This is a genomic window from Streptomyces sp. CA-249302 (assembly GCF_050936785.1).
Taxonomy (GTDB): domain Bacteria; phylum Actinomycetota; class Actinomycetes; order Streptomycetales; family Streptomycetaceae; genus Streptomyces.
Genome location: NZ_JBNJMG010000001.1, coordinates 9,488,217 through 9,505,152 on the forward strand (window position 1 = coordinate 9,488,217; position 16,936 = coordinate 9,505,152).

The window sequence follows — 16,936 nt, forward strand, 5'->3', positions numbered from 1 at the left end:
CTAGTACCTACGTACACTCGTCGTGTGGGACGAACCAGTAACGCCAAGGAGAAGATCCTCGATGCCGCGCGCTCGCTGATCGAGGGGCGCGGCTACTCGGCGCTGGGCGTGGCCGAGATCTGCAAGGCGGCCGGGGTGCCGAAGGGGAGCTTCTACTACTTCTTCGAGTCCAAGGAGTCCCTCGCCCTCGCGGTCGTCGACGAGCACTGGACGGCACAGCGGCGCGACTGGGCGCGGGTCCTTGGCGCGGACGCCGAACCCCTGGAGCGGCTAAGGCAGTTGTTCGTGGAGACGGAGGCCGGGCAGCGGGCGGTCCAGGAAGGCTGTGGCACGGTGTCGGGCTGTCTGTTCGGCAACCTCACCCTGGAGCTGAGCAACCAGACCGAGGCCGTCCGCGAACGACTCCAGGAGATCTTCGGCGCGCAGGTCGACATGGTCGAGTCGGTCGTCGCGGAGGCCCGGGAGCGCGGCGAGGTCAGGGTCGCGGACGCGCGGGAGGCGGCGCGGGCGGTGGTGGCCCAATTGGAGGGCCAGGTGATGTTCGCCAAGCTCTACAACAGCCCGCAGCGCCTCGGCCCCCTCTGGGACAACTGCCGCGCTCTGCTGGGCGCTTCCTAGTAACCGCGCCAGACGTTGTCGAAGGCGGCGTCCTCGATCACCTTCCGCTGGCGTACGGCCTCCAGCTCCATCACCGCGTCACCGACCGCCGCCAGCACGGTCGCGGCCGTGTCGGTGGCGAGTTCCTCGCTGCCCTCGGGCGGCTCGTCGCCGATGCCGGCGGCGGCAGCCAGGGCGGTGAGGACGGGTTCGGCGGCCGTCCACCGGTCCTCGGCCGCGCGGCGGGCCGGCGAGTCGACCAGTTCCGTCCGGCCGCTCAGCAGCGGGATGCGGCGCCCCCGCGGCCGGCCCGTCAGCCCGATCCGCTCCAGGTCGTCGACGTAGGCCGAGGCCAGTCCCCGCCCGCGGCGCCACAGCCACTCCTCCACCGGCTCGTACGGCTCCTGTCGTACGAGCGCTCCGGCGGCCTCGTCCAACAGGCGGTCGCCCGTGGGTGCTTGGGCGCTCGGCACGATGCGGTCGCCGTCGAGGACGAGGGCCCGGGCCTCGATGAGGTCGAACACCTCGGCCCCGGCGAGCGCGAGCGACAGGTCGCCCTGCTCCACCGGCTTGCCGGTCGCCGTGTCCAGGGCGACGATCGCGAGGTCCCGTGCGGTGGTCATGAGCGGCTCCACGTCAGTTGGCCGAGTGCGGGGCGAGCGCGTCGGCGCCCTCGCTCGATTCTCGCCGCCTTTCGGGCTTCGTGTGTCGTACTACGACCATGTGGTGCGGGAAGCCGATCCGCAGTACCGCGGCGGCCGCGGCCGCGGCCAGGACCAGCAGGGCGGCGAGGAGCAGGGCCCCGTGGTAGCCGTGGCGGATGAGCGGAGCCACCACCAGCGGGCCGAGGATCTGGCCCACGGAGTACCCGGCGGTCAGCAGGGCGACCGAGCGGGGGAAACGCAGGTGCGCGCCGGTGGCCAGGGCCAGCGTGCTCACGCCCAGGAACGTGGCGCCGAACAGCACCGCGGAGACCAGCGCGGCGGCCGTCCCGCCGCCGAGCGCGGGCAGCGCGATCCCGGCCGCCTGCACCACCAGCGCGGTGAGCAGCAGTCCGGGGCGCGACCAGCGGCGCCCCAGCCGGGCCCACAGCGCCGACGAGGGTACGGCGGCCAGCCCCACGAGCACCCAGGCGCCGCCGCCGATCCAGCCGGGGGAGCCCTGCCCGATCGCCGCGACCAGGAAGGTGCCCGCGACGATGTAGCCGACGCCCTCCAGGGTGTAGCTGACGAACAGCGCGCCGAACCAGCGGTGGGTGCGGGGCTTCTCGGTGGTCCCGGGAGGAGTGGAGGCGGGCGCGGCCTCCGGGCGCAGGTTCCAGGAACCGGCCGTGAGCAGCGCCGCCAGCGCGGCCGAGGCCCACCAGGCAGCCCGCCAGTCGCCGGCGGAACGCAGCGCCAGGACCAGCAGGCCCGACAGCGCGATGCCGCCGCCCACCCCACCGAACGCCCAGCCGGACAGGTGCGGCGGATGTTCCCGCAAGTGGTGCAGGAGAGAACCGGCCGCGACGACGAAGACCAGCGCGCTGGCCGCCCCGGCAAGCAACCGCAGCCCGCCCCAGACCACCACGCTGTGGGTGAGGGGCATCGCGGCGAGCGTGGCCGTCAGGAGAAGCAGGGAGCCGCGCAGGACTGTGCGCGAGCGGATCAGGGCGGGCGCCATGATGCCTGCGAGCGCCCCGGCGAGATAGCCGACGTAGTTGGCGGTCGCGAGGTTCGCACCGGCGCCCGCGGACAGGCCCGCCCGGGTGTGCATCAGGGGCAGGATCGGGGTGTAGACGAAGCGGCCGACGCCCATGCCCGCGGCGAGCGCGGCGGCGGCCCTGGCGACATGCGTCCAAGGGGAGGGAGCGGTCACTTCTCGCCCGGATCGTTCGGGTGGGACTCCAGCGGGGTGACGGTGAGCGTCATCCAGGGGCGCAGCGGCAGCGTGCCGAGCACCTTCGCGTGCAGCTCCTCCTCGTCGGCGGCCCGCCAGACGCCGATGCTGCGCAACTCGCCCACGGGGCGCCACAGTCGGGCCAGGTGTCCGGAGGCGGCCAGCTCCTTGGCGCGCTCGGCCTCGGCGGCCCGGCGCCGGTCGACCTCGTCCTGGCCGGTGCCCTCGGGGACGGTGGTGACGATCTCGACCAGGAACTCTCGCATGACGCGCTCCATTCGTCGTTCGGTGCCCCCATCGTGCGCCCGTCACCAGCTGGGATGCCACGACCGGCTGCCTAGCTGCTGATAGGCCCGGCCTCCCAGCGCGCGTACCATGGCGCCCGTGGAACTGCGTCAGCTGCGGTACTTCGTCGCGGTCGCCGAGGAGCTCAACTTCGGGCGGGCCGCCGAGCGGCTGCTCATCGCGGGCCCCTCGCTCTCCCAGCAGATCAAGGCACTCGAACGGGACCTGGGCGTCCGGCTCTTCGACCGCGACCGCCGCTCGGTCTCCCTCACCCCGGCCGGCGCCTCCCTGCTCCCGCACACCCGCGCGCTGCTGGAGCGTGCCGACGACCTCAAACGCCGGGCGAGCCGGCTCTCCGGCTCGCAGTCCGTGCGGCTCGGCTACGTCAACTGGCTGCCGCCCGACCTGACTTCGCGTACGGCCGCGGTGGCCCAGGTGCACATCGACGCCTGGGTCGCGCCCTCCCACACCCAGGCCGCCCGGGTCGCCGACGGCAGTCTGGACATCGCGGTGTGCTGGCTGCGCAACGAGGACCTCGCCCGGCTCGGGCTGCGGGCCCGGCTGATCGGCGCCGACCGGCTCTACGCCGTGGCCAAGGGCAAGGACACGAGCGACATCCCGGCCCGCGAGACCGACGTCCTCATCGACGACGACATCACCTCCTGGGCGTCCTGGAACGTGTACGCCGAAGAGGTCACCAAGGTCACCGGCGCCCGCGAGGTGCGCATCTCCGACGGTGCCGTCACCGGCCCCGCCTACTTCGACCACGTCCGCCGCTGCACCCGCCCGGTCCTCAACTCGCCCAAGGGACAGACCAGTCCGCTCCCGTCCGACCTGGTCCGCCGCGAGATCGTCGAGCCGAAGATCTACTGGACCTGGTCCCTGGTCTGGCGCGCCAGCGAGGACCGCCCCGGCGTTCTCGCCGCCGTGGACGCCCTGAGCGACGGCGTCGGCGACCTCGGCATCCACGCCCCGGACGCCTGGCTGCCGGCCGACGATCCGTACGCGAACCGGGCCTGACCTTCCCTGGGAGGCTGCGCCTCTCAGGCCGGAGAAAGCCCGTCCTTCCGTCCCAGCCCGGCCCGACCTACCTTCCAGATAGTCGACCGGTCGGCTAGTAGCCGGTCACTCACCCGGAGAAGGTCACCATGAGCACGCAGAACCAGAAGGTCGCGATCGTCACCGGCGCCTCGCAGGGCATCGGTGCCGCCCTCGTCGAGGGCTACCGCAAGCTCGGCTACGCCGTCGTCGCCACCTCGCGCACCATCGCGCCCGTCGACGACGCCGACGTCCTCACCGTCCAGGGCGACATCGCCGACCCGGCGACCGCCGAGCGGGTCGTCGCGGCCGCCGTCGACCGTTTCGGCCGTATCGACACCGTGGTCAACAACGCGGGCGTCTTCGTCGCGAAGCCCTTCACGGACTACACGGCCGAGGACTTCGCCGCCGTCACCGGCATCAATGTCGCCGGCTTCTTCCACCTCACCCAGCAGGCGCTGCCGCAGTTGCTCGCCCAGGGCGGCGGACACGTCGTCAGCGTCACCACCAGCCTGGTCGACGCCGCGGACTCCCGCGTCCCCTCCGTCCTCGCCTCGCTCACCAAGGGCGGCCTGCAGTCGGCGACCAAGTCCCTCGCCATCGAGTACGCCACCCGCGGCGTCCGCGTCAACGCCGTCTCGCCCGGCACCATCAAGACCCCTATGCACCCGGCGGAGACCCACGACTTCCTCGCCGCCCTGCACCCGGTCGGCCGGATGGGCGAGGTGAGCGACATCGTCGACGCGGTGCTGTTCCTGGAGACGGCCCCGTTCGTCACCGGCGAGATCCTGCACGTCGACGGCGGTATGAGCGCCGGACATTGACGGATCGTCACATCACCCACCAGGGAGCGGACATGACCACCACGACCGACGACAAGGCGATCCTGAACTCGGTACTGGACGAGTGGCGGGCCGGCGTCGACGCACACCAACCCGAGCGTGTCGCCGCCCGGTTCACCGAGGACGCGATCTTCCAGGGGCTGCACCCCTACAGCGTCGGACGGCAGGGCGTCGCCGCGTACTACGACTCCCAGCCGCTGGGCATGAAAGCGGCGTACCGCATCCTCGAAACCCGACGGCTCGCGGACGACCTGGTCCTCGGCTACCTCGACGTCGACTTCACGTTCACCGACCGGCCCACGCTCGCCGTCAAGCTCGCCGTCCTGGTGCGGCGGACGGAGGAGGACTGGGCGATCGCCCACTACCAGGTGTCCCGGCTGGATCAGCCGCCCGGGCAGGTGTGAAGCGGAGCTGCGGCGTGGGTTAAGAAAAGCTCGATGGACCCGGGGTGGTGCCGTACGGCAGATTGCTTTCCGATTCCACCCCCCTCCCCGGACGCGGGCCGCCACGGCGTGCCCGCGTCCGGGACCTCACGCACAGGAGCCGTAGCGTTGAAGGCGCTGGTCAAGGAGAAGGCGGAACCCGGGCTGTGGCTCGCGGACGTCCCGGAGCCCGCCGTCGGACCGGGCGACGTACTCATCAAGGTGCTGCGCACCGGCATCTGCGGCACCGACCTGCACATCCGGGCCTGGGACGGCTGGGCGCGGCAGGCGATCAGCGCGCCGCTGGTGATCGGGCACGAGTTCGTCGGCGAGGTCGTCGGGACCGGGCGGGACGTCGCCGACATCGCCGTCGGCGACCGGGTCAGCGGCGAGGGCCACCTGGTCTGCGGGAAGTGCCGCAACTGCCTCGCCGGGCGCCGCCACCTCTGTCGGGCCACGGTCGGACTCGGCGTCGGCCGGGACGGGGCCTTCGCGGAGTACGTCGCCCTGCCCGCGTCCAATGTGTGGGTGCACCGCGTCCCCGTGGACCTCGACGTCGCGGCGATCTTCGACCCGTTCGGCAACGCCGTGCACACCGCCCTCTCCTTCCCGCTGGTCGGCGAGGACGTACTGATCACCGGCGCCGGGCCGATCGGGCTCATGGCCGCCGCCGTCGCCCGGCACGCGGGTGCCCGCAACGTCGTGATCACCGACGTGAGCGAGGAGCGGCTGGAGCTCGCGCGCAAGATCGGCGTGAGTCTGGCGCTGAACGTGGCGGAGCATCGGATCGCCGACGGGCAGCGGGAGTTGGGGCTGCGCGAGGGCTTCGACATCGGCCTGGAGATGTCCGGACGGCCCGAGGCGATGCGCGACATGATCGCCAACATGACCCATGGCGGCCGTATCGCCATGCTCGGTCTGCCGGCCGCCGAGTTCCCGGTCGACTGGGCCCGCGTCGTCACCTCCATGATCACCATCAAGGGCATCTACGGCCGTGAGATGTTCGAGACCTGGTACGCGATGTCGGTGCTGCTGGAGGGCGGCCTCGACCTCTCGCCCGTGATCACCGGCCGGTACGGCCACCGCGACTTCGAGGCGGCCTTCGCCGACGCGGCGAGCGGCCGTGGCGGCAAGGTCATCCTCGACTGGACCAACTGACTTAGGGATCAACGATGTTCGACTCCGTGCGCGACGACCTGCGCGCCACCCTCGACGAGATCCGCGCCGCCGGCCTGCACAAGCCCGAGCGCGTGATCGGCACCCCGCAGTCGGCGACCGTGAACGTCACCACGGGCGGCCGCCCCGGCGCGGTCCTCAACTTCTGCGCCAACAACTACCTCGGCCTCGCCGACCACCCGGAAGTGGTCGCCGCCGCCCACGAGGCCCTGGACCGCTGGGGCTACGGCATGGCGTCCGTGCGCTTCATCTGCGGTACGCAGGAGGTGCACAAGGAGCTTGAGGCCCGCCTGTCGACGTTCCTCGGCCAGGAGGACACGATCCTCTACTCCTCCTGCTTCGACGCCAACGGCGGTGTCTTCGAGACGCTGCTCGGGCCCGAGGACGCGGTGATCTCCGACGCCCTCAACCACGCCTCGATCATCGACGGCATCCGCCTCTCCAAGGCCCGCCGCTTCCGCTACGCCAACCGCGACATGGCCGACCTGGAACGGCAGTTGAAGGACGCGTCCGACGCCCGGCGCCGGCTGATCGTCACGGACGGCGTGTTCTCCATGGACGGCTACGTGGCGCCTCTGCGGGACATCTGCGACCTCGCCGAGCGCTACGACGCCATGGTCATGGTCGACGACTCCCATGCGGTCGGCTTCGTCGGGCCCGGCGGCCGGGGCACCCCCGAGCTGCACGGCGTCATGGACCGCGTCGACATCATCACCGGCACCCTCGGCAAGGCCCTCGGCGGCGCGTCCGGCGGCTACGTGGCGGCCCGCGCCGAGATCGTCGCCCTGCTGCGCCAGCGCTCCCGCCCGTACCTCTTCTCGAACACGCTCGCGCCGGTGATCGCGGCGGCCTCCCTGAAGGTGCTGGACCTGCTCGAGTCGGCGGACGACCTGCGGGTGCGGTTGCGCGAGAACACCGCGCTGTTCCGGCGCCGTATGACGGAGGAGGGCTTCGAGATCCTCCCCGGCGACCACGCCATCGCACCGGTCATGATCGGCGACGCGGCGGTCGCCGGGCGGCTCGCGGAGCTGCTGCTGGAGCGGGGCGTGTACGTGATCGGCTTCTCCTACCCGGTCGTGCCGCAGGGCCAGGCCCGTATCCGGGTCCAGCTGTCGGCCGCGCACTCCACGGACGACGTCGACCGGGCCGTGGAGGCCTTCGTAGCGGCGCGGGCGGAGCTGGAGCCGACAGGCTGAGGCCCGGGCTTCCGCGGACGGCGCATTTGAGACAATCGATCCCATGATCGAAGCGCGGCGGCTGCACATCCTCCGGGCGGTGGCGGACCATCGCACGGTGACGGCGGCTGCCGCCGCGCTGTACCTCACCCCTTCCGCGGTCTCGCAGCAGCTCACGGCCCTTGAACAGGAGACGGGCCACCGCCTGGTGGAGCGCGGCGCCAAGGGCGTACGGCTGACTCCGGCCGGCGAGATCCTGCTCGGGCACACCAACGCGGTCCTGGCCCAGCTGGAGCGGGCGGAGGCGGAACTGGCGGCGTACGGCTCGGGCGCGGCGGGCGTGGTCACGGTCGCCTCCTTCGCGACGGGCATCGCGCTGGTCGTGGCGCCCGCGGTGGCCCGGCTCGCCTCGACCTCGCCCGGCATCCGGATCCGGGTACAGGACGCGGAAGGCGACGCGAGCCTGCCGATGGTGCTGGACCGGCAGGTCGATGTCGCGGTGGCGGTGGAATACCGGGGAGCGCCCCCGGCGGACGACCCTCGCCTGACCCATGTCCCGCTGTACGCCGAGCCGTTCGAGGCGGTCGTCCCAGTGGGCCATCGGCTGGCGGACTCGTCCGAGGTGCCGCTCGCGGAGCTGGCCAAGGACCCGTGGATCGGCCCGTATCCGGGCAACCCCTGCCACGACGTGGTGGTCCTGGCCTGCGAGAACGCGGGCTTCCAACCCCGTCTCGAACACTCCTCGGACGACTTCCACGCGGTGATCGCACTGGCGTCGGCGGGCGCGGGGGTTGCGCTGGTGCCGCGGTCGGCGCTGCGGGGGGTGGATCTGGCGGGGGTGGTGGTACGGCCGGTGGACGGGGTGGCGCCCACTCGGCGGGTGTTCGCGGCGGTTCGGCAGGGGGCGGAGGGGCATCCGTTGATCCGGCCGGTGTTGGAGGCGTTGGGGGAGGCGGCGGGGGTGTAGGGCTAGAGCACGTAGGCCGCAATGGCGAGAGTGCGATACGGCCGCTTCCGCAGCGTGACTCCGGCAGCGCAGAGCACCGCGCCCACGATCGGTACGGCGACCAGACTCCGTGTGGGGGTGGGCGTCGACCAGGCCAACACAGGGAGGGTGACGCCCAGCAGCATCAGCGGGATCCCCAGTCGGCGCCGGACTTTCAGGGAGGGCCAGGTGCCGCTCAGGACGGATCCGGTAGCGCGTCCCTCCGCGGCACCCGCTGCAGGCGCCGGGGCTCCTGGCTCCGTGGCCGCCGGGTTCCGTGTCAGGCCCGGCATGTCGACGGTCCCAGTGCCGCGCTGACCAGGCACCGGCAGCCCCTTCGCTGTCGCCGTCCGAAGCAGCCGTCGGTAGATCTCGCCGAAGGTCAGCAGGGCGGGCCCGCCCGGCACCCCGCCCGTCAGGAACGCCAGCAGTTTGCCCGTGAAGGACGTGTACGTCGCGCCGACCGGCGCCGGCGCCACCGTGTTGACCGGTGCGGAGGTCAGGACGTATGTGCCCTCGATGCCCACCTGGCCCAGCGGGGTCTCCGTGCCCGACCCCATGTCCTGGACGGCCCGTCCGCTGAAGCAACAGTCCAGGATCACGACCCGGTCGGCCGCGGGGCTGTCGGCGATCACCTCGCGGATGACGTCGAACGGCAGGGCGCTGAACCGGAGTTCGGAGGGATCCGTGTCGGCGAGGACCAGGAACAGCTCGTCGCGCGGCCCTGTCTGCCCGTGCCCGGCGAAGTACACGAGCAGCGTGTCCTCGGCGGCGCTCGCGCAGCTCCGCAGGGTGCGGTAGACGGCACGTACATCCGTCGGATCCGGCACCACCACACACCGTTCGACGGGCAGTCCGCCCAGCCCCGGATGGGTGAGTACGGCGGCCAGGTAGTAGAGGTTGTTGCGCACGGCCGGCAGATCGGCGACCGCGTCGGACCGGTACGTGCTGGCACCGATGAGGACCGCGTACGACCGCCGAGGGTCGGGCAGTCGCATCGTCAACCTCCTCGGCCGCCTGCGGGGCGGACGCCCGCAGGCCGAGTCGCAGCAGCCGTTCGGTCTCGGCCGCCGACTGGGCGTCGAGGCGCAGGCTCTGGCCGTCGGCGGTCGTGACGACGATGGACGCGGGGGAGTCGCCCCGGGATCTGCGCTGCTGCAACCACGCGGCGAGCGAACCCATCGTCCTGGGGGCGGCGAGAGGGGCCACATGCCGCACATGGTCCCGGAGTCCTGGTTCCTGCCGCAGTCAGTCCTACAGGGACTCGTGTGCGGCGCTGTTTCCGTCGACGTCGACGTCGACGTGGATGCCGATGTCCGACGTCTCGGTCCTCTCTTGATTGCTAAGGCGGGCGTTGCATATCTGGGATAGCGTCCCGAATGTGAAACGCGAAGAAGTTGAAGCCCGCCCCGATCCCGTCGACACCCGCCTCGGCGCCCGTCTCGCCGCGCTGCGGGCCGAACGCGGCTGGTCGCTGGGGGAGTTGGCGGAGCGGAGCGGGGTGAGCAGGTCGACGCTGTCCCGTGCCGAGCGCGCGGAGATCAGCCCCACTGCCTCGCTCCTGAACCGCCTGTGCCACGTCTACGGGCGGACGATGTCACAGCTGCTCAGCGAGGTGGAGGCCGAGCCCGCACTGCTCGTGCCGGCCGCCGAGCAGACGGTCTGGGAGGACCGGGCCTCCGGTTTCGTACGGCGGTCCGTGTCGCCGCCGCATCCCGGGTTGCGCGGCGAGCTCGTCGAGGGGCGGCTGGCCGCGGGCGCCGACATCGCGTACGACCGGCCGCCCGTGCCCGGGCTGGAGCAGCACATCTGGGTGCTGGAGGGGGTGCTGGAGGTGACGGCGCAGGATGCCGGGCATCGTCTCGATGCCGGGGACTGCCTGCGGCTGCGGGTGTGGGGGCCGACGAGGTTCCGGTGCCTGGGGCCCGGCGAGGCGCGTTACGTGCTGGCGGTGGTGCTGCCATGATCGTCACTCGCTTGGACGAGGTCCAACTCGGCGGCTGGGTTGGTGAGTTGGCGCAGCTGTTGGTGGACACCGTGGACGGGGGTGCCTCCATCGGATTCCTCTCGCCGATGGATCGGGCCGCGGCCGTCGCCTGGTGGAAGGAGCGCGCGGCCGAGGTGGCCGCGGGACGGTGGGCGGTGTGGGCCGCGCATGACGGGCGACGGGTCGTGGGCACCGTCAGCCTCGCGTTTCCCGCGAAGCCCAACAGCCGGCACCGGGCGGAGCTGGTGAAGTTGATGGTGCACCGGGACGCGCGCGGGCAGGGTCTCGGGCGGCGGCTGCTCGGTGCCGCGGAGGAGGCGGCCGTCGGGACCGGGATCACCCTTCTCCATCTGGACACCGAGACCGACAGCCCCGCCGAACGCCTCTACGACTCCACCGGGTGGACCCGGGCCGGTGTCATTCCCGACTACGCGGCCGACCCGACCGGGGTGCTGCGGCCGACGACCCTCTACTACAAGCGGCTGGGGTGAGCGCTCTCACCGGGTAGTCGAGTGACCGCTCTCACCAGGTGATTGTCAGTGCCTGGCGCTACCGTGCGATGCATGCCGGATGCCGAAGACGTACGCCGTATCGCCCTTGCTCTGCCGGACACGACGGAGAAGGTCGCCTGGAGCATGCCCACGTTCCGGGTCGCGGGGAAGATGTTCGCCACGCTGCCCGAGGACGAGACCTCCATCGCCGTGCGCTGCCCCAAGGAGGAGCGCGACGAACTGGTGCTGGCCGAGCCGGAGAAGTTCTGGATCGCCGGGCACGAGGCGCAGTTCGCCTGGGTGCGGGCCCGTCTCTCGGAGATCGAGGACGAGGACGAGCTGCGGGACATCCTGGCCGACTCCTGGCGCCAGACGGCCCCGCCCCGACTGCTCGACGCCTACCCGGAGTTGGGGCTCCCGGCCGCGGACTGAAACCCGGCGGACCGAAACTCGCTCGGGCGTTGTCAGTGCCGGGTGGCATGATCCGGAGGTGAGGGGACGGGAAGGGGGGCGAGGGGTGACCGGCGGGGATCCAGCGGGCGTGAGCGACGGCGTGCGGCCCGTGTGGTCGCGGGACTTCGCGTTGTTCTTCGTGGCGCGGGCGGTGGCCCGGCTCGGTGACACCATGCTGCCCGTCGCCCTCGCCGCCGGCCTGCTCCAGCACGGGTACGGGGCGGGAGCGGTCGGTCTCGCCATGGCCGCGACGTCCGTCGCCTTCGCCGGTCTCGTCGTCTTCGGCGGGGTCATCGCCGACCGCTTCAGCACCCGGAAGCTGATGATCGGCGCCGACCTGGTGCGCCTCGGCACCCAGTCCCTCGCCGCCGTCCTCTTCTACTCGGGGCACGTCGTGCTCTGGGAGATCTGCGTCATCGGCTTCGCCAACGGTGTGGCGGGCGCCGTCTTCCAACCGGGCGTGGCCAGCACCGTGCCCCGGCTCGCCACCGACATCCAGGGCGCCAACGGCGCGATACGCATAGCCGAGTCCGCCGCCCAGCTCGGCGGCCCCGCCATCGCCGGTGTCCTGGTCGGGTTCGCCTCGGCCGGCGGAGTCTTCGCGGCCCACGCCGCCACATACGCGGTGAGCGCCCTGTGCCTCCTGCTGCTCCGCCTGTCCCGGTCGTTCCCGGGGACGGGGCGACGGGACACGGGAGTGGCACCTTCCGGGCCGATCTCGTAGAGGGCTGGCGGGAGTTCAGATCCCGTACCTGGCTCTGGGCGGTGATCGTCGTCTGGTGCGTGTACATGATCGGCGTCTGGGGGCCGTCCGTCCCGCTGGTGGCGACGGAGGTGGTGCAGCAGCACGGCGCACGCGCCTACGGCCTGATCAACTCCGCCCTCGGCGCCGGCACGGTCGTCGGCGGCTTCCTCGCGCTGCGCCTGCGCCCCCGCCGCATGCTGCGCGCCGGCGCGGTGTCCCTGTTCGTGTTCGCGGGGTTCCCGGCAACCGTCGGCGCGGGCCTGAGCGTGCCGGTCATGGCGGCCGGGGCCGCGGTCGCCGGGGCCGGGATGTCGTTCTGGGGCGTCATGTGGGCGACCAGCGTGCAGACCCAGGTCCCGCCCGACGTCCTCAACCGCATCCACGCGTACGACGTGGCCGGCTCCCTCGCGATGATGCCGGTCGGCCAGGCACTCGCCGGCCCGGCCGCCTCGGCCCTCGGCGCCGACCAGGTACTCCTCGTCGCCGGGGCGGTCAGCTTCGTCATCCCGATCGCCCTGCTCTCGGTACCGGCGGTGCGCGACCTGATCCGGGCCGACGCGACGCCGCCCGCACCCGCGCCCGGGAAAACCCGCCCGGAACCCCGGGCGGGCAGCACTGTCGACCCCGGATAAAGGCGTGCGCGACCACCGACCCGAGTGCGGTATGGTTTCCATGCACCTTCTGCCGGGGGAAACCCCAGGTCAGACAGGCACCGGGACGTGGCGCAGCTTGGTAGCGCACTTGACTGGGGGTCAAGGGGTCGCAGGTTCAAATCCTGTCGTCCCGACGGTGTTCACAGCGGGTCTGCCGATTATGGCAGGCCCGCTGGATGCGTTTCCGTGACCGTCTGGTCGAGCGGAAGTTGAAGAAGCTACAGTGTGCCCCCAGTGATCGACTCAGCGGGCTCCACGAGTTCTACCTGAGTAGCGGGAGCGCCCAACTCGGTGGCTCCGGGAGGGGGTTCGGTGGAGCAGGAGGCCGTGACGCTCACCGACGTCCTCGATGTCCGGGCCCGATCAACGCCCCACCGCCCCGCGTTCCGCTTCCTTGCCGATGGCACGAGCGACCGCGTCGATTCGTGGACCTACAGCGAGCTGAAACGTCACTCCGACGCCGTGGCGGCGCGGTTGGCATCCGGTGGGCACCAGGGCGACCGCGTGGTGCTGGCCGGGCAGCCCGGACTGGGGTTCGTGGCGGGGCTCATGGGCATTCTTCAGGCGGGTGCGACGGCCGTCCCGGCGTTCCCTCCGACCAACCGGCGGGCCGTGACCCGGCTGCGTTCGATCCTGGCCGACTGCGCACCCGGCGCGATCCTCGCCGACTCCCGCCACGAGCGGCGGTTCGCCGGGCTGGCGGCCGACGGAGACATCCTGCCGCGACTGATCGCGCTGGACGACGACGAATCTCCCTCGACGGAGGCCCGGACAGCCCCGCAGGAATCCGTACGGTCGGCCGACACCGCTCTGATCCAGTACTCGTCCGGCTCGACGGGCGATCCGAAGGGCGTGGAGCTGACCCACGCCAACCTGATGAGCAACTGCGAGGCCATAGGCCGGCACATCGGCGCGGAGGAAGATCGCGTCGGGCTGAGCTGGTTGCCGCCGTACCACGACATGGGGCTCATCGGGACGATCATGCTGGCGCTGCACGGTGGCTGGCCGTTGCTCATGATGACGCCGGAGCACTTCGTCCAGGACCCGGCCCGCTGGCTCCGGGCGATCACCGAGCACCGGGTGACCATCACCGTCGCGCCGAACTTCGCCTTCCAGCTCTGCACGGACGCGGTCGACGAGGAGGATCTGGACGGCGTGGACCTGTCGTCGCTGCGGCACGTCTTCTGCGGCTCCGAGCCGATCGTGCTCGACACACTCAACGCCTTCCGGGAGCGGTTCGCGGCCCACGGTTACCGGGAGCAGACCCTGATCCCGTGTTACGGACTCGCCGAGGCCACGCTGCTCGTGACGGCCAAGGCGCCCGGGACGCCCCTCGGCGTCGCGTGGGCGGACCGGGAGGAGCTGTCGCGCGGCCGGATCGTGGACACGGAGGGCGACACCGTGCCCCTGGTCGGCTGCGGGGGCCCGCCGGAGGGGCACGAGGTGCTGGTCGTCGATCCGGACTCCGGCCGGGTGGCGGCCGATGGCGAGGTCGGGGAGATCTGGGCGCACGGGCCGGGCGTTGCCGCCGGCTACCACCGCCGACCCGAGCTCACCGGGCCGACGTTCGGCGCGACGCCCGTCGGCCGGGCAGGTCCGCGGAAGTATCTGCGCACCGGTGACCTCGGCTTTCTGCGCGACGGCGAACTGTTCGTCACCGGCCGGATGAGCGGTCTGCTCGTCGTGGCCGGCCGTAACCTCTACCCGCAGGACATCGAGCGCACCGCCGACCGTGCCCACCCGGCCGTACGCCGGTCGGTCGCCTTCGGGCAGCGGGGCGCGTCCGAGGAACAGGTCGTCCTCGTCGCCGAGGTGCGCGAGAGCCGCCCGACCCGGGCCGGACTCGACGCCCTGCGGGACAGCCTGCTCGCGGCGGTCGCCGCCGAACACGGGGTCCGGCCCGCCGACGTACACCTCGTGCGGGTAGGCACCATCCCGATGACCACCAGCGGGAAGATCCGCCGGGGGGCAGCGCGGACGGCGTATCTGGAAGGCACCCTGGGCAGGGCGCTCGTGCCCGGTGATCTCGTGGGGGAGTCCGGCCGTGACCGCTGAAGCCACCGCCGCGCCACCGCGGGACCGCTCCGCGCTCGTGCTCGCCTGCGCCACGGTCGGCGGATCCACCGTCGGCTTCGTGGCCGCGATCGTCTTCACCGCCCGACACGGCTGGTCCTGGCTGCACTTCGGGCTGTTCCTCGGCATGTACCTGGTCACGTCACTGGGTGTCGAGGGCGGGCTGCACCGGTTCTTCTCCCACCGCTCGTTCGACTCCGGCCCGGTGCTCACCTTCCTCTGGGGCGTCGCGGGCAGCATGGCGGCCCAGGGGCCGATCATGTTCTGGGTGTCGGTGCACCGCAAGCACCACGCCTTCGCCGACCGGGACGGCGATCCGCACTCGCCACGCCCGCGGGGCGAGGGGCGGCTGGCGGTGCTGCGCGGACTGTGGCACGGCCACGTCGGCTGGCTGTTCGGCGTCCGGCGGGAGGGCTGGGCCAAGCTCGTCCCCGATCTGCTGCGCAATCGCCACGTCGTCACGATCGACCGCTTCTACGTCTGGTGGATCGGCCTGGGACTGGCCCTGCCGGCGGCGGTGGGCTGGGCGGTGACCGGGCGGCCGGTGGACGCCCTCGGCGGGCTGCTGTGGGGTGGGTTCGCCCGGATGTTCGTCCTCGACCATGTGACCTGGACCGTCAACTCGCTGGGGCACACGCTCGGCCGCCGCCCGTACGACACCCGGGACTCCAGCCAGAACCTCGCCGTGCTCGCGCCGGTCTCGGTGGGCGGGTCCTGGCACAACAACCACCACTCCCAGCCGTCGCTGGCGCACAACCGGCACCGCTGGTGGCAACTCGACATCACCGGCGGGGTGATCGGCCTCCTGGACCGGGCGGGACTGGTGTCCGAGGTGCGTTATCCCGGACGTACGACCGCGGCCCGCGAAACCTGACAGGAGGCAGACCCGACCATGTCGGCTCCCAGTGCCCCGGCGGGCATCGTCCGGCTCGACCCCAGAAGCCTGCGGATCAAGCGGTTCTCCGCGCTGACCACCATGACCCTTCCACTCATCGGCACCGGCGCGGCCGTATACCTGCTGGCGACCGGGCAGTTCACGGTCACGGACCTGGTCCTGTTCGGTGTGTTCTACTGCGTGCATCTCGGTGGAGTCACCATCGGGCTGCACCGGTACCTCGCCCACAAGGCGTTCAAGACCTCGCCGTGGTTCCAGGACGTCCTGATGGCCGCCGGTTCCATGGCCGCGCAGGGTCCGCTGCTGTTCTGGGTGGCGACCCACCGGCGGCACCACAAGTTCGCCGACCAGGAGGGCGACCCGCACTCGCCGAACCTGCACGGCACCGGCCTCCGGGCCCGGATGCGCGGCCTGTGGTACGCGCACATGCCGTGGATGCTCAGCGAGGAGTCGTCGAAGTGGTCCGTCTACGCGCCGGACATCCTGCGCGACCGGCGCCTGATCCTGCATCACCGGCTGTACCCGACCTGGGTGTCGGCCGGACTCGTCCTCCCGGCAGCGATCGGCTTCGCCGTCGGGCACACGGCCATGTCCGCCCTCTCGGGTCTGGTCTTCGGCGGCCTCGCCCGGATCTTCGTCGCCAACCAGGCCGCGTGGTGCGTCGGTTCCATCTGCCACGCCTTCGGCAGCAGGCCGTTCGACAACGGGGACAAGAGCACCAACAACTGGTGGGTCGCCGTCCTGACCTTCGGCGAGGGCCTCCAGAACAACCACCACGCCTTTCCCGGGTCCTACCGCCACGCCACCCGGTGGTGGGAGCCCGACGCCAGCGGCTGGGTGCTGACCGTCCTCGGCAGGCTGCACATCGTCTGGAGCCTGCGCGAACCCTCATCCGCACGCATCGCCCAGAAGCGACAGAGAACAACAGGAGTTGACCGTGTTTCGGCGTAACAAGAACGAGTCCACGACCGACGGACCGGTCACCGAGGAGGCCATCCGTGCCTGGATGGTCGACTACATGGTGAACAAGCTGTCCGTCGACCCCGCCACGGTCGACACCTCCCGGTCCTTCGAGGACTACGGACTCGACTCCCGCACCGGGATCCAGATGTGCGGAAAACTGGAGAAGTTCGTCGAACTCCGGCTGTCGCCCGCCCTGTTGTACGAGCACGGGTCCATCGACGCCGTCGTCACCTATCTCGGCCGGCAGCTCGCCGAGGAGAGCGGGCACTGAGAGCGAG

General features: G+C 71.7%; 18 protein-coding genes, 1 tRNA gene and 1 pseudogene. 16 read left to right on the forward strand and 4 right to left on the reverse strand.

Features of this window, described 5'->3' with window-relative positions:
- The first annotated feature begins 24 nt into the window (after window positions 1-24).
- Entirely contained in the window at window positions 25-618 is a 594-nt protein-coding gene (locus ACQEWB_RS42705; RefSeq protein WP_432841037.1) for a TetR/AcrR family transcriptional regulator, read from the forward strand.
- On the opposite strand, the gene ACQEWB_RS42710 is transcribed toward ACQEWB_RS42705, so the two are convergent.
- From ACQEWB_RS42710 to ACQEWB_RS42720, 3 genes are read right to left on the reverse strand one after another with little or no spacing between them, the layout of a single operon-like run.
- Complete coding sequence (locus ACQEWB_RS42710) at window positions 615-1,220, reverse strand: GOLPH3/VPS74 family protein (protein ID WP_432841039.1); 606 nt, start codon at window positions 1,218-1,220, stop codon at window positions 615-617. The two genes, ACQEWB_RS42705 and ACQEWB_RS42710, sit on opposite strands and share 4 nt — an antisense overlap.
- Window positions 1,221-1,233: 13 nt before the next feature.
- Entirely contained in the window at window positions 1,234-2,394 is a 1,161-nt protein-coding gene (locus ACQEWB_RS42715; RefSeq protein WP_432844313.1) for a YbfB/YjiJ family MFS transporter, read from the reverse strand.
- A gap of 56 nt (window positions 2,395-2,450) precedes the next feature.
- Window positions 2,451-2,741 carry a muconolactone Delta-isomerase family protein gene (locus ACQEWB_RS42720; RefSeq protein ID WP_432841041.1) on the reverse strand — a complete coding sequence of 97 codons (291 nt, stop codon included), beginning with the start codon at window positions 2,739-2,741 and terminating at the stop codon, window positions 2,451-2,453.
- 109 nt (window positions 2,742-2,850) lie between these two features.
- Between ACQEWB_RS42720 and ACQEWB_RS42725 the strand changes: the two genes are divergently transcribed.
- The 6 genes from ACQEWB_RS42725 (at window position 2,851) to ACQEWB_RS42750 (ending at window position 8,380) form a co-directional block, all read left to right on the forward strand.
- Entirely contained in the window at window positions 2,851-3,780 is a 930-nt protein-coding gene (locus ACQEWB_RS42725) for a LysR family transcriptional regulator (RefSeq protein WP_432841043.1), read from the forward strand.
- Between the two features lie 128 nt (window positions 3,781-3,908).
- On the forward strand, window positions 3,909-4,622 hold the full coding sequence (locus ACQEWB_RS42730) for an SDR family NAD(P)-dependent oxidoreductase (RefSeq protein WP_432841045.1): 714 nt from the start codon (window positions 3,909-3,911) through the stop codon (window positions 4,620-4,622).
- Between the two features lie 32 nt (window positions 4,623-4,654).
- Window positions 4,655-5,044: a YybH family protein gene (locus ACQEWB_RS42735; protein ID WP_432841047.1), complete on the forward strand. Its 390-nt coding sequence runs from the start codon at window positions 4,655-4,657 to the stop codon at window positions 5,042-5,044.
- A gap of 147 nt (window positions 5,045-5,191) precedes the next feature.
- Window positions 5,192-6,220 carry an L-threonine 3-dehydrogenase gene (gene tdh / locus ACQEWB_RS42740; RefSeq protein ID WP_432841049.1) on the forward strand — a complete coding sequence of 343 codons (1,029 nt, stop codon included), beginning with the start codon at window positions 5,192-5,194 and terminating at the stop codon, window positions 6,218-6,220.
- Window positions 6,221-6,234: 14 nt separating this feature from the next.
- Window positions 6,235-7,434, forward strand: coding sequence for a glycine C-acetyltransferase (locus ACQEWB_RS42745; RefSeq protein WP_432841051.1), 1,200 nt, complete (start codon window positions 6,235-6,237; stop codon window positions 7,432-7,434).
- Window positions 7,435-7,477: 43 nt separating this feature from the next.
- On the forward strand, window positions 7,478-8,380 hold the full coding sequence (locus tag ACQEWB_RS42750; protein WP_432841053.1) for a LysR family transcriptional regulator: 903 nt from the start codon (window positions 7,478-7,480) through the stop codon (window positions 8,378-8,380).
- A gap of 2 nt (window positions 8,381-8,382) precedes the next feature.
- Here the strand turns inward: ACQEWB_RS42750 and ACQEWB_RS42755 are convergent, their stop codons facing one another.
- The gene (locus ACQEWB_RS42755) at window positions 8,383-9,396 is read right to left on the reverse strand and encodes a caspase family protein (RefSeq protein ID WP_432841055.1); all 1,014 of its coding nucleotides are present in this window, start codon (window positions 9,394-9,396) and stop codon (window positions 8,383-8,385) included.
- A 383-nt stretch (window positions 9,397-9,779) separates the two neighbouring features.
- On the opposite strand from ACQEWB_RS42755, the gene ACQEWB_RS42760 reads away from it, so the two are divergent.
- The 9 genes and pseudogenes from ACQEWB_RS42760 to ACQEWB_RS42800 all read left to right on the forward strand — a co-directional run bounded on the left by ACQEWB_RS42760 (window position 9,780) and on the right by ACQEWB_RS42800 (window position 16,929).
- Window positions 9,780-10,364 (forward strand): helix-turn-helix domain-containing protein, encoded by a 585-nt coding sequence (locus tag ACQEWB_RS42760; RefSeq protein ID WP_432841057.1) that lies wholly within the window; start codon window positions 9,780-9,782, stop codon window positions 10,362-10,364.
- Window positions 10,361-10,876 (forward strand): N-acetyltransferase family protein, encoded by a 516-nt coding sequence (locus ACQEWB_RS42765; RefSeq protein WP_432841059.1) that lies wholly within the window; start codon window positions 10,361-10,363, stop codon window positions 10,874-10,876. The genes ACQEWB_RS42760 and ACQEWB_RS42765 overlap by 4 nt, the downstream gene beginning before the upstream one ends.
- Before the next feature lie 72 nt (window positions 10,877-10,948).
- A complete protein-coding gene (locus ACQEWB_RS42770) occupies window positions 10,949-11,308 on the forward strand; it encodes an MmcQ/YjbR family DNA-binding protein (protein ID WP_432841061.1) in 360 nt (119 codons plus the stop codon).
- 85 nt (window positions 11,309-11,393) lie between these two features.
- Window positions 11,394-12,706 (forward strand): annotated as a pseudogene (locus tag ACQEWB_RS42775) (MFS transporter).
- An 81-nt stretch (window positions 12,707-12,787) separates the two neighbouring features.
- Window positions 12,788-12,861, forward strand: a tRNA-Pro gene (locus tag ACQEWB_RS42780).
- A 178-nt stretch (window positions 12,862-13,039) separates the two neighbouring features.
- Window positions 13,040-14,782: a fatty acyl-AMP ligase gene (locus ACQEWB_RS42785; RefSeq protein ID WP_432841063.1), complete on the forward strand. Its 1,743-nt coding sequence runs from the start codon at window positions 13,040-13,042 to the stop codon at window positions 14,780-14,782.
- Window positions 14,772-15,674 (forward strand): acyl-CoA desaturase, encoded by a 903-nt coding sequence (locus ACQEWB_RS42790; protein ID WP_432841065.1) that lies wholly within the window; start codon window positions 14,772-14,774, stop codon window positions 15,672-15,674. Before ACQEWB_RS42785 ends, ACQEWB_RS42790 begins: the two co-directional genes overlap by 11 nt.
- A gap of 18 nt (window positions 15,675-15,692) precedes the next feature.
- Window positions 15,693-16,646 carry an acyl-CoA desaturase gene (locus ACQEWB_RS42795; protein WP_432841067.1) on the forward strand — a complete coding sequence of 318 codons (954 nt, stop codon included), beginning with the start codon at window positions 15,693-15,695 and terminating at the stop codon, window positions 16,644-16,646.
- Complete coding sequence (locus ACQEWB_RS42800; RefSeq protein WP_432841069.1) at window positions 16,633-16,929, forward strand: acyl carrier protein; 297 nt, start codon at window positions 16,633-16,635, stop codon at window positions 16,927-16,929. The genes ACQEWB_RS42795 and ACQEWB_RS42800 overlap by 14 nt, the downstream gene beginning before the upstream one ends.
- Window positions 16,930-16,936: the final 7 nt, after the last annotated feature.

Coding starts and splice junctions, on each gene's coding strand:
- ACQEWB_RS42715 (WP_432844313.1), bottom strand. CDS start 2,394: ATGGGCGTCGGCCGCTTCGTCTACACCCCGATCCTGCCCCTGATGCAC.
- ACQEWB_RS42720 (WP_432841041.1), bottom strand. CDS start 2,741: ATGCGAGAGTTCCTGGTCGAGATCGTCACCACCGTCCCCGAGGGCACC.
- ACQEWB_RS42735 (WP_432841047.1), top strand. CDS start 4,655: ATGACCACCACGACCGACGACAAGGCGATCCTGAACTCGGTACTGGAC.
- ACQEWB_RS42770 (WP_432841061.1), top strand. CDS start 10,949: ATGCCGGATGCCGAAGACGTACGCCGTATCGCCCTTGCTCTGCCGGAC.
- ACQEWB_RS42755 (WP_432841055.1), bottom strand. CDS start 9,396: ATGCGACTGCCCGACCCTCGGCGGTCGTACGCGGTCCTCATCGGTGCC.
- ACQEWB_RS42745 (WP_432841051.1), top strand. CDS start 6,235: ATGTTCGACTCCGTGCGCGACGACCTGCGCGCCACCCTCGACGAGATC.
- ACQEWB_RS42795 (WP_432841067.1), top strand. CDS start 15,693: ATGTCGGCTCCCAGTGCCCCGGCGGGCATCGTCCGGCTCGACCCCAGA.
- ACQEWB_RS42765 (WP_432841059.1), top strand. CDS start 10,361: ATGATCGTCACTCGCTTGGACGAGGTCCAACTCGGCGGCTGGGTTGGT.
- ACQEWB_RS42710 (WP_432841039.1), bottom strand. CDS start 1,220: ATGACCACCGCACGGGACCTCGCGATCGTCGCCCTGGACACGGCGACC.
- ACQEWB_RS42730 (WP_432841045.1), top strand. CDS start 3,909: ATGAGCACGCAGAACCAGAAGGTCGCGATCGTCACCGGCGCCTCGCAG.
- ACQEWB_RS42725 (WP_432841043.1), top strand. CDS start 2,851: ATGGCGCCCGTGGAACTGCGTCAGCTGCGGTACTTCGTCGCGGTCGCC.
- ACQEWB_RS42750 (WP_432841053.1), top strand. CDS start 7,478: ATGATCGAAGCGCGGCGGCTGCACATCCTCCGGGCGGTGGCGGACCAT.